The sequence below is a fragment of the Candidatus Accumulibacter vicinus genome (assembly GCF_000584955.1).
Classification (GTDB): Bacteria; Pseudomonadota; Gammaproteobacteria; order Burkholderiales; family Rhodocyclaceae; genus Accumulibacter; species Accumulibacter vicinus.
The window spans coordinates 131,971-147,256 of sequence record NZ_JDSS02000019.1 but is presented as its reverse complement, the minus strand read 5'-3'; the positions used below and the strand labels follow the sequence as shown (position 1 = coordinate 147,256).

Below are 15,286 nucleotides of genomic sequence, written 5' to 3'. Positions count from 1 at the left end.
GGCAGGTTGGCACCAAAGGGAATGGCTGAAGGCGAGAGCGTTTGCCAACCGCGGGCGTCTCCTTCAGGAATATGGTTATCGCCCTCCCAAGGACGGTTGGCACTGGCCTTGCGGCCCGCATGGCCGATCTGGATGCCCGGTACCGCGCCGCTGGCCTTGATGGCCGCGGCTATGGGCGCCAGTTCCTGAGCCTGGGCGTCATTCCAGAGCCCGGTGCAGGCGGGAGTAATCCGCCCTTCCGGGGAGACAGCCGTCGCCTCGACGGTGACCAGACCGGCACCGCCGCGGGCCAGCCCGGTGTAATGGGCCAGATGCCAGTCGTTAACCACGCCGTCGGTTGCGGAATACTGGCACATGGGAGGGATGGCAATGCGATTGCGCAGGGTGACGGATTTCAGTTGAAAAGGGGAGAACAGTTCAGACACGTTGAGTCTCTTTCAAATGGATGGATCGGGGAAGTGCGGCAGCGCCCGTTGGGTCATGTCCGGACAATGACTGTGCCTTGGCGTCCTGCAGGCCTCGGCGCTTCGTTACGGGGTCCAGGGAACCGCCACTTTCGTCAGGAGTACGGTGACGCTTTTGCACCTTGTCAGCGCCAGATGCTCTGGAAACGATATGAGGCATTGTCGCTGATGCCCAGCGCCGCAGGCAACAGGTCATGCGTAACGCCTGCAGACAATTGTCGATGAGCGGGGCCTGGCGCCACTTCTCATGCGACCTGCCTCCGGATTGCCTCATTAAAGTCGCACATCGCGTTGGCAGCCATTCCGGCTTGGAGTGGCTGGCGGGGGTGCGGGCGTGGTAGGCGTCAAGAGCGGTTTGCTTGGGTGTTCATCGTGGGCTCCGTGATATGATTGACGACGTCATCATGAACGCGCCGTTCAACCTGGAAGCCAGGTTTGTTCGCCAAAATTGTGCCACATCGATACATTGAAAGTGGCGCTGGATCAGACTGGGGCTGCGCGGAAGGATCACGTGCACCGGTTACGGCAGCAGCACCTGAAACAAAGGTAATCGATGATGGAGAATGCGATTCTGGTCTGGTTCAGGCGCGATCTGCGGGATTTTGATCACGCGGCGCTCTGCGCAGCGCTGCGGCGTGGGCGCCGTGTCTATTGCGCTTTCGTCTTCGATCGCGAGATCCTCGACGCGCTGGAACAGCGCCGCGATCGCCGCGTCGAGTTCATTCGCGAGTCACTGGTCGAACTGGATCTGGCGCTGCGCGTTCGCGGCGGCGCCCTGATCGTACGCCATGGCTGGCCGGTCAGCGAGATTCCGGGCCTGGCAAAGGCGCTGGGCGTGACGGCGGTGTTTACCAATCGCGATTACGAACCGCAGGCGAAGAAACGCGATGCCGCGGTCAGGGCGGCCTTGCAGGCGGACGGAGTTGCCTTCGCGTCGTTCAAGGATCAGGCGCTGTTCGACGGCGACGAAGTGCTGACCCAGGCCGGGCGGCCCTACACCGTGTTCACGCCTTACAGGAAAGCCTGGCTGAAGCGGCTCGGCGACGATGACTGGCAACCCTACGCCGCCGGAGACGGTAGGCTGGCTGCGCCATCGGGCGTCGGCGGTGTGCCGGCGCTGGCGGAAATCGGCTTTTTCCGCAGCGATCTGCGAGAGCTGGGCATCGTGCCGGGGATGTCCGGCGGCCGTCAGCTCCTGGCCGATTTTCGTTTTCGGATGGCGCGCTATCACCAGCAGCGTGATTTTCCGGCGCTGCAAGGGGGCTCGCATCTCTCGGTTCATCTACGCTTCGGGACCGTCTCGATTCGCGATCTGGTGGCTCGGGCGATCACTGCCGGCGCCTTGGGCGACGGTGCCGAAGGGGCTGCGACCTGGCTTTCCGAACTCATCTGGCGCGACTTCTATTTCATGATTCTGGACCGTTTTCCGCAGGTCTGCGAGCACGCGTTCAAGCCGGCGTACGACGCGATTCGCTGGGAACAGGGGCCATCGGCGGACGCGGCCTTTGCCGCCTGGTGTATGGGACGCACCGGTTTTCCGCTGGTCGATGCGGCGATGCGGCAGCTCAACGGCACAGGCTACATACATAACCGCCTGCGCATGCTGACCGCTTCGTTTCTGATCAAGGATCTGGGCATCGACTGGCGGCGCGGTGAGGCCTATTTTGCGCGCCAGCTCAACGATTTCGATCTGTCGGCCAACAACGGGGGTTGGCAATGGGTGGCGTCCAGCGGCTGCGATGCACAACCCTATTTCCGCATCTTCAACCCGGTGACGCAATCGCAACGCTTTGACCCTGCCGGCAGCTTCATTCGCCGCTACCTGCCCGAGCTGGCCGCTATCCCCGACCAGTTCCTGCATGCGCCATGGCGGATGAGTCTGCCCGAGCAGGAGGCCTGTGGCGTGCGTATTGGACGCGATTTCCCGGCGCCGCTGGTCGAGCACGCGCAAGCGCGGCTGCGGACCCTGCAACGCTACGCCGTGGTCAAGCCTGGCGCTGCTCCCTGACATGGCCGGCCACCAGGCGCAGCAACTCCTCTTCCTGATAGGGCTTGCCGAGGTAGTGATTGACCCCCAGCTCGATGGCGTATTGGCGATGCTTGTCTGCGGTTCGCGAGGTAATCATGATGATCGGAACCGTGCTCAGGCGTTTGTCGGCACGCACGTTGCGGGTAAACTCGAAGCCGTCCATGCGCGGCATTTCAATATCGACCAGCAGTACGTCCGGGACCAGAGCGACCAGTTGTTCAAGCGCATCGACGCCGTCCTTGGCGGTCATCACCTGGTAGCCTTCACGTGCCAGCAGGCGACTGGTGATCTTGCGCACGGTCAGCGAGTCGTCCACGATCATGATCGTCGGCAAGGTGGCGGTGACGCTGTCCGTGGCGACCGGTTGTCGCACCGTTGGCACCGGCGAGACCGCGCTCGCCGTGCGATCGCGGCTGGCCAGGGCAATCGGGTTCAGGATCAGCACCACCTGACCATTACCGAGAACCGTTGCGCCATCGACGCCGATCACCCGCGCCAGCTGGGGTCCGATGTTCTTGACGACGATTTCCTGATTGCCCAGCAGCTCGTCAACCTGCATCGCGATTCGCTTGCTGCCGCTGCGTAGCAGCAGAACCCAGTACTGGGAATGCTTTTCCGGTAGCGCGCGGGTCTCGCCGAGAAGGTGAGGCAGGTAGCTGAACGAATAATGATTCCCGGTCCAGACGGCTTCCCTGGCTTCACGAATCCGGGCCAGCATCTGCTCCTTGAGATCGAGCACCTGCTCGATCATCGCCGACGGGATCGCGTACTGCCGGTTGCTGGAGCGTACCAGCAAGGCCTTGGTGACTGCCAGGGTGAGTGGCAGGTAAAGGCGGAACGTCGTCCCCTGGCCTGGACTGGAGAGCACTTCAATGCGGCCGCCCAGGCTGTTCACTTCGCTTTTCAGGACGTCCATTCCGATGCCACGCCCGGAGAGACGTGACACCTCGCTGGCCGTCGATATTCCCGGCGCAAAAATCAGATCCACCACGCGCGTTGGATCACGGGCTTCGTCTTCGGTCAACAGGCCGGCATGCAGGCCGCGCGTGCGCAGTCGGTCGAGATCGAGGCCGGCGCCGTCATCGGCGAAAGAGAGAATGATCTCGTTGCCTTCCTGTGCCAGCTTCAACGAGATCTCGCCGATCTCGGGCTTGCCCTTGGCCAGCCGCGTGGGCGCGTCTTCAAGGCCATGCACGATGGCGTTGCGCAACATGTGTTCAAGCGGCGCAACCATCTTTTCGAGAACCGTCCGGTCGAGTTCGAGTTGGGCGCCCTGGATTTCAAGGTTCGCCCGCTTGCCGATCTCCTTTCCGGCCTGTCGGACGATCCGGTAGAGACGATCGGCAATGCTGACGAATGGCACCATGCGTACCGACATCAATTCTTGCTGCACTTCGCGGTTCAGACGCGCCTGCGCGACGATGGCTGCGTTGGCGTCGTCAAGATTCTTGAGCAGGTTCTGCTGTACCGTGGCGACGTCATTGACTGATTCGGCCATCATTCGCGTCAGCTCCTGGAAGCGCGTGAAGCGATCGAATTCCAGGGGGTCGAAATCGGCATGCAGTTCAGCACTCTGACCAGCACGTGACTGCATCTGCAGTTCGGCCTGGATCTCGATATCGCGCAACTGCCGACGCAGACGGATGACATTCTCGGTCAGGTCGAGCAGCGATCCCTTGATGGCTCGCATTTCGCCTTCAATCCGCGAGCGGGCGATCGACAATTCTCCGGCTTCGTTGACCAGCCGGTCGATCAAGTCAGCACGCACCCGCAGGGTGGCACGTTGTGCCGCAACTTCGCTCTCGACTTCCTGCGGGCTGGCAGTCGTGCCCTGTTCGGCGGCCAAGGCGGTTCCTTCGGCGGCGTGCTCGGCGGCCAGTTCTGACGCTGCCGCGTCGGATATCTCGACCGGTGCGTCTGCAGACTCGCCGTGCTGCAATCGCTCGACAATCTGCACAATCACGTCGAAGGCACTGTCGATGTCGTCGATCAGGTGCGGCGGCGCACTGCTTGTCTCCCGTGCTTCCTGTATGCGCGTTTCAATGGCGTGCGTGAGTTCGCCAAGGTTCATCGCGCCGGCCATGCGCGCACTACCTTTGAGCGTATGGAAAAGACGCGCCAGCCGGCGCACGGCTTCGCCATCCGAGGGATTGCTGCGCCAGGCGTGTAACTGCGTGGCAATGTTCTGGTTGAGATCGAGCGCCTCTTCAAGAAACAGTGGCAACAGTTGCTCGTCAAGCTCGTCATGCAATGGCGGCGCTTCGACCGCAGTGGCCGCGGGGCGGTCGGCAGGCACGGCTGCTGCGGCATCCGTTGCACCCTGCCGGGAGACCACCAATTCCGGCTTGTCAGTCGTGCCCGGTGCCACCGGTTTTTCGACAGCCGGCTCCGGATAGAGCGTGTCGAGTGTATCGACCAGGGCGGGGGTCGCTTCAGGCTGATGTTGGCGAACCACATCCGCGAGCATCAAGGCGAGTGCGGCGATCGCCTGCTGGACGCAGGTAAACGCTTCGAGGCTGTCGGGATGTTCGGCGTGTTTGCGGCGCAAGAGCGCCAGTTCGAGTGCGTGCGCCAGATCCTTGGCTGCCGTGATCCCGATGGTTCCGGCGATGCCGGCAAGGGTGTGCGCCGCTCGGTACATTTCGTGCGTTGTCGGGGCGAATTGGTCTTTCTCCAGAATCGCGAACTCGCGCTGCAAGGTGGCCAGGTGAACGCCGGCTTCTTCGTTGAAGATCTCGGCCAGTTCCGGGGTGATCGAAAGCTGGGCAACGGCGGTGACCTGCGTCAATGTTCCCGAGCTTGCTTCCTCTGGAATGGCAGGAATGGCAGCTGTGGCCGTCATCGCCGGGGGTTCGCCCGGCAGAGCTCCGGCCTCGCCTGGCAGTGGCGACAGGAGGCCGGTTTCACTGCCGTCGCGCAGGGAATTGGCCAAAGCGACCATCCCCGTCACGTCAGGGGCATGGCCGCGCCTGGTTTTGAGATGTTCTACCCAAGCGAGAAAAACGCTGTAAGCCTGTCCGAGCAGGTCGAAAAGAGTCGGCGTAACCTCCTGTTCCTGCCTTAACCAGAGGTTGAGAACCTGTTCAATCGACCATGCCGCTTCTCCGAAATCCTTGAGTCCAACCATCCGGCCGCTGCCCTTGAGGGTGTGCGCGGAACGACGGATGGCCACCAGCAGTTCAATGTTGTGCGGTTGCTCGTGCAGCAGACGCAAGTGTTCATGAATACTGGCCAGGACCTCGTCGGCTTCATCAAGAAAGATCTCGACTAGCTCGGCGTCGACTTCTTCAGCGGTGGCCTGTGCAAGCTGGATGGTTTCTGCTGAAGGCGGGGGCGCTTCCGGCGTCTGCGGCTTGAGCGTCGCCATGGCCTCGTCAATCTGCTGCGCGGCATCGCCACCCCCAGCCAGCGCCGACAGCACATGTTTGGTTTGCTGTCCGAGTTGCTTGTCGGCAACCAGATCGGCATCCTTGTGCAGAGCCGTCAGATTTTGCCGGACCTCCTGGCGCAGCCCGGCATCGCCGGGCTGCTCCTTGAGGGCCACCAGCAAGGCGTGCGTGTCGCGCTTTTGCTGCTCCACTTCCTGCTCGACGCTTGCCGCCGTGTCGTCCTGTTTGCGGGCTGCGGCCGCCTGCATCTTGCTCACGAATGTCGCAAAATCGGTCGTGCTGTGCTGCATGGCATCAACAAAGAAACCGACCAGCGAGAGTTGCTCGGCGACGTGTTCGAAGTCGCTCTCTTGCGGAACATAGTCCGTTTCAGAGAAGGTCGAGATGTCTTTCGCACACCGCTTCAGAACGGCTACGGCACCATCGTGGCGCATCATGGTCAGCGCACCGATGACCTGTCGCAGCGGGGTTTCCAGTCCGTTCAGATCGGCACGTTTCTCGGCATCGCGGAAAAAGCCATCGAGGACTTGTTCGATTTGTGCCAGGTTGCTGGTAATCTCCCGGGCGACCTGGCCAACGACCAATTTTTCCTGTGCCAGGCGCGACATTTCGTCGAGCGACGGCAACTCCGACTCCGGGCGTGGTGGCGTGCCGGCAATACAGCCCCGGATCCGGTCAACCATCACATTCACCTGGTGCGTAAAACTGCTGTCCAGGTACTGGATGTTTTCCTGCGCGTTCTGGGCGAGCAGGATGGCCGTCGCGGTTTCCATGGCCAGGGCTTCGGTATGGCGAGACGGGGTTTGCGTCAGCAGGCCGGCAACCTCGGCAATGGCTTGCACCAGACGACGGTAGTCGGCGTGACCCAGTTCTTCGACCAGGATCGACAGCGTACTGGTATGGGTCCTGAACAGAGGCAGAACCTGCATGGTTCCGGCGCAGAACCGGCTCCAGGCCTCTTCGGTAGCTGCGATCGCTTCACGCAAACGGCGGCGGACGGATTCCACGGCGACCGGAGCCGTGCTGGCAACGCCGGGCATCAATGCTGCCAACTGGTAAGCATCCTGGACCCGGCGTACCAGAGGGTTGTCGCTGTTGGCCTTGCCGACCAGATACAGCGCATCGCGCATCAGGCGTTCGGCGACATTGCTCGAACCTTCGAGGAGTCGGCGAGTCTGCAGATCGATGCGGCTGCAGAGTTGCCGGGCATCAGCATCCGCCGGCAAGGTATGTTCGCCCAGGGCGGTCAGGAAAGCCGTGGCGACCCACCAGAACGAGCGTGCCGACGGGGTCTTCTGGAGGGCGGCAATCCGTTTGACGGCGTTGAGCATTTCGTCTATGCCCTGGACGTCCAGGGGGGCGCGCAACCACGACAGCAGGCCATGCTGAAAGTGTGCGCGCTGCTGATGGAGGCGATGCTCAAATTCACCGCGGCGGTGCTTTGGCGCCGGGCCGGTCAAGGGGGGGGGCTGGACGCTGAGGTCGGGGAAGAACAGATCCGTTGGGAAGACACGTTCGATTCCGCGTGCCGACTGCACTTCACGGTACAGCGGCAATAGCCGGAGTGGTTGGTTCGGTTGGCCGCTGATCAGATCATCGAGGTAATGACGAAGCGCCGCCAGTGCGCCCTGTACAAGTTTGACAGCCGTTGGGGTGGCGGGGCGCTCCTGCAGTTCGAAGGCTTCCAGCAACAACTCCAGTGCTTCGGCAAACTGGGTCACACCATCCAGACTGATGATCGTCAGGGCGCCATGCACTTGGTGCAAATGGGTGCGACAGAATCTGATTTGTGTGAGGTCGCCGCCATGCCCATCGACAGCGCTCGCGGTAAACTGTTGCAACGCCGCGTCGCCTCGCTCGAGGGCGAGGTCGATCTCGCTCTTGACCCAGGTCAGCGGGCCGATATCGAAGTCCGTTGGGGCGTTCATCTAGATTTCAGGACACCTTGAATCCGGCGACCGACCCTTTGAGCTCGATCGCCAGACCAGCCAGTTCGCCGATTGCCGTGGCCGTTTTTTCCGTTCCAGCGGTGGTCTGCCCGGTGACCAGCAATATTTCCTGCATTTTCCGGGCCACCTTGGTTGCCGAGTCAGCCGCTTGGCGGGTTGCTCCCGAGATATTTTCAATCAGCGCCGTCAGCGTCCTTGAAACCTCACCAATCTCGGCCAGCGCCTGACCAGCCGCATCGGAAAGCCTGGCCCCTTCGACGACGCCACGGGTGGATTCCTCCATCGCCGAGACCGTATCCTGGGTGTCGGTCTGGATGGTTCTGACGATTGCTCCGATCTGTTTGGTCGCTTCGCCCGAACGCTCGGCAAGACGTTGCACTTCCTCGGCCACGACCGTGAAGCCGCGTCCGGCTTCCCCGGCAGAAGCAGCCTGAATGGCAGCATTGAGTGCCAGTACGTTAGTCTGTTCGGTGATGTCCGAAATGAGTTCGACGATCTCGCCGATTTCCTGTGACGACTCACCGAGACGCTTGATTCGTTTCGAGGTCTCCTGGATCTGCTCGCGGATTTTGTTCATGCCCTTGATCGAGTCTTCCACCGCCTGCGCACCTTTGCCGGCAGCCTCCAGTGACTGGCGCGCCACCGTTGCCGATTGCTTTGCATCGCCGGAGACACTGGTCATCGAACTGGCCACGGTCAGTACCGATTGGCCGGCCGCCTTGATCTCGGCGGCCTGGCGCTCGGCAGCAGCGAGCAATTCGGTGGAGGTCTGTTGGGCCATTTCAGTCGCCTGTGTCACCCGTCCGGCCGCATCATTGATGCGGCCGACGAGTACCCGAAGTTCCTCGATCGTATAGTTGATCGAATCGGCGATGGCGCCGGTGATGTCCTCGGATACCGTTGCGGTCACCGTCAGGTCGCCATCGGCGAGATCGCCGAGTTCATTCATCAGACGCAGGATGGCATCCTGATTCTGACGGTTGAGCAACTCGGTTTCCTGACGGCGTTGTTCGGCTTGTTCGGTTTGACGCTGGCTCTCCGCGAGGTAGGTTTTGCCCAGCAGAAACACCAGCGAGATGGCGAGCAGGATCAGAATCAGCAGCGCCATACCATAAGCGGTACGTTGCATGAAGCTGCCATGATAGGCCTGTGCCAGCTGGTAGGTGCCGTCAAGCAACTCTTCGCTGTCGCGGAAGATTTGCGAACCGGCCTGTTTGGCAATGATCAGTTTCTGCATGTTGCCTAGGATGCCACCAACGGCCTTGCGATACTCGGCAAAGCTGCTATCGAGGGCGTTGAGCTTCTGTCGGGTATCCGCATCCGTTGTTGCGGCGATGCGCAAGGTTTCACTCCCCTTGGTCAGCGCTTGTATGGTGTCGCGAAAGGTGTTCGTGTCCTTGCCCAGCAGGAAGGCAATTTCCGGGTCTATGGCATCGCCCAGCAGCAACGCACTGGCGTTTTTCGCGATTCTCTGGGTCAGCATCACCAACAGGTTGGCCGCCGCGATCTCACGGACGCTAGCGCTGCCCTGCAGCTTGAGGGCGGCGATCTGTTCCGAAAGTTCGAGCAACTGTGGATTCTTGTCGTTGATCGTGGCGATGTCCTTGCCCAACGAGATCAGGTTTTTCTCCATTTCGAGCAGGCGCGAAGCGTTCTTGTCGGTTTTTTCCCAGATCTGGGACAGTGTTTGCAACTGACCCTGTACACTCCCCGGAGAAGGGGGTACGCGCGTGGCGGCCAGTTCTCCGCCCGTGATCAATCGCTCAAGGTAACCGGCGAAGCTGTCACGCGACTCGAGGAGTTGCTTGAAGGCGACCGTGTCACCCAGCAGCGCCAGGCTCGACGCCTTGGCCAGGCGCTGAGAAAGCATGCGCATCTCACCGGCAGTCGCGATGTAGGCCGTGTTATAGGCCGACTGACGGTCGTCGCGATAGGCCAGGACGGCAATCACCAGCATGACCAGCACCAGGCAACCGCCAAGAATCTGAAGTTGCTTGACCACCGGAAAGCGGTTCAGCAGCGGCAGCAAAAACGGGGTCGTCGTCCCTTTGCTCACCGGTTCGCTGGGATCGATCACGGTACGAGCCACGAAGGTCTCGTTTGCCGCAGCAGTCATCCGGGACAGGAAAGCCGGTAGCTTGGGTTTGAACGTCATCTTGCGTCTCCGGTTACACTTTTTCGACAGCGTAAATACTGCTTGTTGCAGAAGAAGATTTCATGGCGCGCAGGCAGTTCAGGCGCCAATGTCCATGAACGTCTCGTCAGCCAGGAGTTCGCGCACCCTGAGTTTGTTCCAGCGACGTCCTTCGTTGTCCGAATAAGCTTCACGGGACCAGTCCGGCACGCCTGGTGCGACGGTTTCAGGAGTCAGGGCCTCGATATTGCGCAGGCCGATCATGCGCGTGACCAGCAAGGCTGCGTTGCTGCCATGGCGGGTTCCAATCAAGAGAAGTCGCGAGCTGGTATTCTGGGGCGTCGCTTCCTTGCCGAGGAAGGCGGAAAAATCGACGACCGAGTACAGATTGCCGCGAATGTTGGCGATGCCCGCGAACCAGGGTTTGGTCAGAGGAACCTTGGTCAAAGGGGGCAGCGGGATGATTTCGCCGGAATCCGTCAGGTCGAGCAGCCAGTGGTCTGGACCAACCTGAATGCCCAGCAAGCCAGCCGAACTCTGATTGCCGGTGCCGGTCAGGCGGGCTGCGAGGTAGGTCTGAAATTCATGTAGGCTGATCTTCTTGGCCATGCCCTGGCGATCTTCTAGAGCGCTGCAATCTTGGCCAGCAACTCTGGGCCGTTGATCGGTTTGACCAGATAATCTTGGGCTCCCTGGCGCAAGCCCCAGATCTTGTCCGTCTCCTGGCCTTTGGTCGTGCACACGATGACCGGAATGTTCCGGGTCGCCGGGTCACGGGTCAGGGTTCGGGTGGCCTGATAGCCGTTGAGGCCGGGCATCACCACGTCCATCAAGACAAGGTCCGGCAATTCACTTTTCGTTTTGGCAATGCCTTCTTCACCGCTCTCCGCGGTAATGACTTCATAACCATGGCTGGTCAGCAGTGCTTTCAACACATGACGTTCGGTTGGTGAATCGTCTACAACGAGGATTTTCTTGATGGTCATGGCTTCTTAGCTTCCGTGGTTGCCCCTCAACAAGGTTGGTTTCATTCAGGTTGCTGCCGGAGCAAAGGCCGCGACCGTTTGCAGCAGACTGTCTTTGGTGAATGGCTTGGTCAGATAGTGGTCCGACCCGACCATGCGGCCACGTGCGCGGTCAAAGAGACCGTCCTTCGACGACAGCATGATCACTGGCGTAGTGCGGAAGCGCTGGTTCTTTTTGATCAAGGCACAGGTCTGGTAGCCGTCCAGACGCGGCATCACGATATCGCAGAAGATCACGGCGGGCTGGTGATCAGCGACCTTGGCAAGCGCGTCGAAACCATCTTCCGCGAGCAGCACTTGACAGCCGGCCTGCACAAGAAATATTTCCGCGCTGCGCCGGATCGTATTGCTGTCATCGATGACCATGACCTTGACACCGCGCAGGTTTGCTGCTTCAGCCAATTCTCTCCTCCAGAGTATCCCGGATCGTTGTTTTAAGGAAGTTCCGGTTCCAGCGTGCTTTCGCGCCAGTAGTTACTATAACGCATTGTCTTCAAATTTCGACCATTTCAAAGTCTTCCTTGCGCGCTCCACATTCCGGACAAGTCCAGTTGATGGGTACATCCGTCCAGCGGGTTCCTGGTGCGATGCCTTCGTCCGGCAGGCCTTTGGCCTCTTCATAGATGAAGCCGCAGGTCAGGCACATCCAAGTGTAATAGGGCTCATCGCTTGCTGTGTTCATGGTCTTGGTCAGTTTTCGGATAGAATCGAGTAGAAAATTCATGGATTCTAGCCAAACCTTTCCTATTCCGCCAAGATTTTGTCGACAAAAGCACTTTGCCGACGCCCGTTTGCTGTCATGAACCCAAGCGCCCTACCACTGCCGCCACCCATCGTTCTTACCTTTGCCGCCAGTGATCCCTGTGGAGGCGCGGGGATGCAGGCCGACCTGATGACTCTGTCGTCGATTGGCTGTCATTCGCTGTCAGTGGTGACAGCGCTGACTGTACAGGATACCGTCGGCGTCAACAGCATCCTGGCGGTCGATGCCGATTGCGTTGAGGATCAGGCGCGGACGCTACTCGAAGACATGCCGGTCGCCGCTTTCAAGATGGGCCTGTTGGGGAGCATCGAGAATATCGCGGTGATCGCCGAAATCCTCGTCGACTACCCCGGCATCCCACTGATCCTCGACCCCGTGCTTGCTTCCGGGCGTGGCGATGAACTGGTCGACGAGGAAATGATTGCTGGCCTGTGCGAGTTGCTGATGCCGCTGACGACGATCCTGACGCCCAATTCTCTTGAAGCGCGCCGCCTGCTGGACGGCAACATGGATGACGAGGAAGACAATGAACAACGGACCCTGGTCGAATGCGCGCAGAGCCTGCTCGACCTGGGTTGCGAGTACGTGCTATTGACCGGTACCCATGAAAACACGGTACGCGTGGTCAACAGCCTGTATGGCCGCAGGCTTGGCCTAGTCCGCAGCGACATCTGGGACCGCCTTCCCGGCAGCTACCACGGTTCGGGTTGTACGCTCGCCTCGGCGATTGCCGCCTATCTGGCGAGGGGCTGGTCAGTCGAACAAGCAGTGGGGGCAGCTCAGAAATATACCTGGCAATCGCTGGCCGCCGGCTTTCGACCTGGAATGGGTCAATTCATCCCGGATCGCTTCTTCCAGATTCGAGGCCATAACGGGACTCCCGATGCCTGAAGCGGTCGGCAGGACCCTGCGCGGTCTTTATGCGGTCACGCCTGAAGGCCTCGCGCCGAGCATCTTGCTGGCCCGGGTCGGGGCTGCCCTGGAGGGAGGGGCGGGGTTGGTTCAGTATCGGGACAAGAGCCAAAACGCTGCCCGGCGGGCCGACACTGCGCGCGCGCTGCTGAGCCTCTGCAAAGAGTTTGGCGCGCGCTTGCTGATCAATGACGATCTCGCCCTGGCACTGGCAGTCAATGCCGACGGCGTGCATCTCGGGGCCGCCGACGGTGATCTTCAGGCGGCTCGGCAGGCACTTGGCGCCGGCGCTTTGCTCGGTGCCTCGTGTTATGCCGATTTTGATCGCGCGCGTGCCGCAATGTTGGCGGGTGCCGATTATGTCGCTTTCGGAGCAGTCTATCCTTCTGCGACCAAGCCGCAGGCCGAGCCTGCGCCGTGGTCGCTGTTCTCCCGTTGCCGCAGCGAACTCAGGGTGCCAGCCTGTGCCATCGGTGGCATTACGGTGAACCGGGCCAGACCCTTGCTTGCCGCCGGCGCCGACCTGCTGGCAGTGATTAGTGACTTGTTTGAAGCGCCTGACGTGACGGCGCGCGCGGCGGCCTATCAACAACTTTTCGAGGAAGAGCATCGTGAGTTCTCGCAGCGAACAACTGTTTGAGCGCGCGCAGCAGCGCATCCCTGGTGGCGTCAACTCTCCGGTACGGGCCTTTCGCTCGGTCGGCGGTACGCCGCGGTTTTTTGCCGCGGGTGCCGGCGCACGCGTGCGCGATGTCGATGGCCTGAGCTACATCGATTACGTCGGATCCTGGGGGCCGTTGATCCTCGGGCACGCGCACCCCGAGGTGGTCGCCGCCGTTCAGCAGGCGGCGCTCAGCGGTCTTTCCTTCGGGGCACCAACCGCAGGCGAGGTCGAGATCGCCGAACTGCTGTGCGAGCTGCTGCCTTCGCTGGAAATGGTTCGTCTGGTCAGTTCCGGGACGGAAGCGACCATGAGTGCGATCCGGCTGGCGCGCGGCTTTACCGGGCGTGATCTGCTGATCAAGTTCGAAGGCTGCTACCATGGCCATTCGGACAGCCTGCTGGTGAAGGCCGGTTCGGGGATGCTCACTTTCGGCAACCCGAGTTCCAGCGGCGTACCGGCTGACTTTGTCAGGCACACGCTGGTTCTCGACTACAACGATAGCATCGGGCTGGCAGCGGCCTTTGCTGAACACGGGCCGCGAATTGCCGCAGTGATCGTCGAGGCTGTTGCCGGCAACATGAACCTGATCGCGCCGCAGCCTGCTTTCCTCCAGAACCTGCGCGAGCTGTGCAGCCGCCACGCCGCGGTACTGATTTTTGACGAGGTGATGAGCGGCTTCCGCGTCGGTGCCCAGGGTGCACAGGGCCTGTACGGCGTCATTCCTGATCTGACGACTCTTGGCAAGGTGATCGGTGGCGGCATGCCAGTGGGCGCTTTCGGCGGCAAGCGCGAGATCATGAACCAAATCGCGCCGCTGGGCCCAGTGTACCAGGCGGGCACCCTGTCGGGCAATCCGGTGGCGGTTGCTGCCGGGCTGGCGACGCTGAGACTGCTACAGGCCGAAGGCTTCTACGAATCCTTGACGCAGCGCACCCGACAACTCACCGATGGGCTGTCTACCGCGGCTGGCAAGCATGGGGTACCGTTTTCGGCGAAGGCGATTGGCGGCATGTTCGGGCTGTATTTCCGTTCCGAGTGTCCACAGAGCTACGCCGAAGTGATGGAGTGCGACACGCAGGCCTTCAATCGCTTCTTCCACGCGATGCTCGACGCCGGTCACTATTTCGCTCCCTCGGCCTTCGAAGCCGGCTTCGTTTCGGCAGCGCACAGCGAGGCCGATGTCGCCACGACCATTGCTGCGGCTGAAGCGGTGTTCCGCGCCTGGTGATGAACCTCCCTGGGTGGCCACAACCCACCCGAGGTTCGCGCAGGCATCGGCAGGGCCCGGCGCATGACAATCGTGTGCTGAACGCTGGTCATTCGCGGTGAGGACGAATCTTTCATGATCGAGGCTGTGCCCACAACAGCGATGACCGATAGAGGCCGTCGACACCCTGTACGCTGAATGAGATCCCGCATCCTCTGGCCATGAGCATTCGTGGAGTGATCGCCGCATCCGAACCGCATACGGCGCTGGCCGGTGCGCGCATCTTGCGGCGCGGCGGCAACGCAGTTGACGCGATCGTCGCCGCCAAGTTTGCCGCCACCGTGACCGAGTTGCCGCTGACTTCGCTTGGCGGCGGCGGGGTCTGTGTCTGGGGCGACGCGGCCGATGGCTACCAGGTGCTCGATTTTTTTGCTGCCGTTCCGGGCCTTGGCCTCGGCGTTTTGCCGACGCTGGACTTTGCACCGGTGACCGTCGATTTCGGCCAGACCAAGCAGGTCTTTCACATCGGCAAGGCGGCCGCAGCAGTTCCCGGTGAACTGGTCGGCCTGCTCGAATTGCACCGGCGCGCCGGTCGCCTTCCCTTGCGTGACGTCGTAGCGACGGCAGCCGCCTGGGCGCGCAACGGATTCACGGTCAGTCCGCAGATCGCGATGATCATCGGCCTGATCGAGCCGATCGCCAAATCGACGCCAGCGGCAGCAGGTCTGCTCCTGGCTGGCGGACGCCTGC

The 15,286-nt window shown here is 61.3% G+C and carries 11 protein-coding genes and 1 pseudogene; 5 read left to right on the top strand and 7 right to left on the bottom strand.

Going from position 1 to position 15,286, the window contains the following annotated elements:
- Positions 1-425: pseudogene (locus CAPSK01_RS07105) on the bottom strand (NADH:flavin oxidoreductase/NADH oxidase); the annotation flags it as partial.
- A gap of 595 nt (positions 426-1,020) precedes the next feature.
- On the opposite strand from CAPSK01_RS07105, the gene CAPSK01_RS07100 reads away from it, so the two are divergent.
- Positions 1,021-2,472, top strand: a complete 1,452-nt coding sequence (locus CAPSK01_RS07100) for a deoxyribodipyrimidine photo-lyase (RefSeq protein WP_273703326.1) — start codon at positions 1,021-1,023, stop codon at positions 2,470-2,472.
- Here CAPSK01_RS07100 and CAPSK01_RS07095 read toward each other — a convergent pair.
- The 6 genes from CAPSK01_RS07095 to CAPSK01_RS07070 all read right to left on the bottom strand — a co-directional run bounded on the left by CAPSK01_RS07095 (position 2,450) and on the right by CAPSK01_RS07070 (position 11,672).
- Positions 2,450-7,810: an Hpt domain-containing protein gene (locus CAPSK01_RS07095; protein WP_034924430.1), complete on the bottom strand. Its 5,361-nt coding sequence runs from the start codon at positions 7,808-7,810 to the stop codon at positions 2,450-2,452. The two genes, CAPSK01_RS07100 and CAPSK01_RS07095, sit on opposite strands and share 23 nt — an antisense overlap.
- A gap of 7 nt (positions 7,811-7,817) precedes the next feature.
- Positions 7,818-9,986, bottom strand: coding sequence for a methyl-accepting chemotaxis protein (locus tag CAPSK01_RS07090; RefSeq protein ID WP_034924427.1), 2,169 nt, complete (start codon positions 9,984-9,986; stop codon positions 7,818-7,820).
- 78 nt (positions 9,987-10,064) lie between these two features.
- Positions 10,065-10,574, bottom strand: coding sequence for a chemotaxis protein CheW (locus CAPSK01_RS07085; RefSeq protein WP_034924424.1), 510 nt, complete (start codon positions 10,572-10,574; stop codon positions 10,065-10,067).
- Between the two features lie 14 nt (positions 10,575-10,588).
- Positions 10,589-10,951, bottom strand: coding sequence for a response regulator (locus tag CAPSK01_RS07080; RefSeq protein ID WP_034924422.1), 363 nt, complete (start codon positions 10,949-10,951; stop codon positions 10,589-10,591).
- A 45-nt stretch (positions 10,952-10,996) separates the two neighbouring features.
- Positions 10,997-11,356, bottom strand: a complete 360-nt coding sequence (locus CAPSK01_RS07075; RefSeq protein WP_212761130.1) for a response regulator — start codon at positions 11,354-11,356, stop codon at positions 10,997-10,999.
- A 127-nt stretch (positions 11,357-11,483) separates the two neighbouring features.
- Positions 11,484-11,672: a rubredoxin gene (locus CAPSK01_RS07070; RefSeq protein ID WP_034924896.1), complete on the bottom strand. Its 189-nt coding sequence runs from the start codon at positions 11,670-11,672 to the stop codon at positions 11,484-11,486.
- A gap of 117 nt (positions 11,673-11,789) precedes the next feature.
- Here CAPSK01_RS07070 and CAPSK01_RS07065 point away from each other — a divergent pair, with 117 nt between their 5' ends.
- The 4 genes from CAPSK01_RS07065 to CAPSK01_RS07050 all read left to right on the top strand — a co-directional run.
- On the top strand, positions 11,790-12,644 hold the full coding sequence (locus CAPSK01_RS07065; RefSeq protein WP_273703232.1) for a hydroxymethylpyrimidine/phosphomethylpyrimidine kinase: 855 nt from the start codon (positions 11,790-11,792) through the stop codon (positions 12,642-12,644).
- Positions 12,637-13,305, top strand: coding sequence for a thiamine phosphate synthase (gene thiE / locus CAPSK01_RS07060; protein ID WP_034924416.1), 669 nt, complete (start codon positions 12,637-12,639; stop codon positions 13,303-13,305). Before CAPSK01_RS07065 ends, thiE begins: the two co-directional genes overlap by 8 nt.
- Positions 13,277-14,557 carry a glutamate-1-semialdehyde 2,1-aminomutase gene (hemL, locus tag CAPSK01_RS07055; RefSeq protein ID WP_034924414.1) on the top strand — a complete coding sequence of 427 codons (1,281 nt, stop codon included), beginning with the start codon at positions 13,277-13,279 and terminating at the stop codon, positions 14,555-14,557. Before thiE ends, hemL begins: the two co-directional genes overlap by 29 nt.
- Positions 14,558-14,757: 200 nt before the next feature.
- A partial coding sequence (locus tag CAPSK01_RS07050) for a gamma-glutamyltransferase (RefSeq protein ID WP_034924412.1) occupies positions 14,758-15,286 on the top strand: 529 nt, incomplete at its 3' end.

Excerpts from the sequence above, each read along its gene's own strand:
- CAPSK01_RS07065 (WP_273703232.1), top strand. The coding sequence starts at position 11,790 with ATGAACCCAAGCGCCCTACCACTGCCGCCACCCATCGTTCTTACCTTT.
- thiE (WP_034924416.1), top strand. The coding sequence starts at position 12,637 with ATGCCTGAAGCGGTCGGCAGGACCCTGCGCGGTCTTTATGCGGTCACG.
- CAPSK01_RS07085 (WP_034924424.1), bottom strand. The coding sequence starts at position 10,574 with ATGGCCAAGAAGATCAGCCTACATGAATTTCAGACCTACCTCGCAGCC.
- CAPSK01_RS07100 (WP_273703326.1), top strand. The coding sequence starts at position 1,021 with ATGGAGAATGCGATTCTGGTCTGGTTCAGGCGCGATCTGCGGGATTTT.
- CAPSK01_RS07095 (WP_034924430.1), bottom strand. The coding sequence starts at position 7,810 with ATGAACGCCCCAACGGACTTCGATATCGGCCCGCTGACCTGGGTCAAG.
- CAPSK01_RS07070 (WP_034924896.1), bottom strand. The coding sequence starts at position 11,672 with ATGAACACAGCAAGCGATGAGCCCTATTACACTTGGATGTGCCTGACC.
- CAPSK01_RS07075 (WP_212761130.1), bottom strand. The coding sequence starts at position 11,356 with ATGGTCATCGATGACAGCAATACGATCCGGCGCAGCGCGGAAATATTT.
- CAPSK01_RS07090 (WP_034924427.1), bottom strand. The coding sequence starts at position 9,986 with ATGACGTTCAAACCCAAGCTACCGGCTTTCCTGTCCCGGATGACTGCT.
- CAPSK01_RS07080 (WP_034924422.1), bottom strand. The coding sequence starts at position 10,951 with ATGACCATCAAGAAAATCCTCGTTGTAGACGATTCACCAACCGAACGT.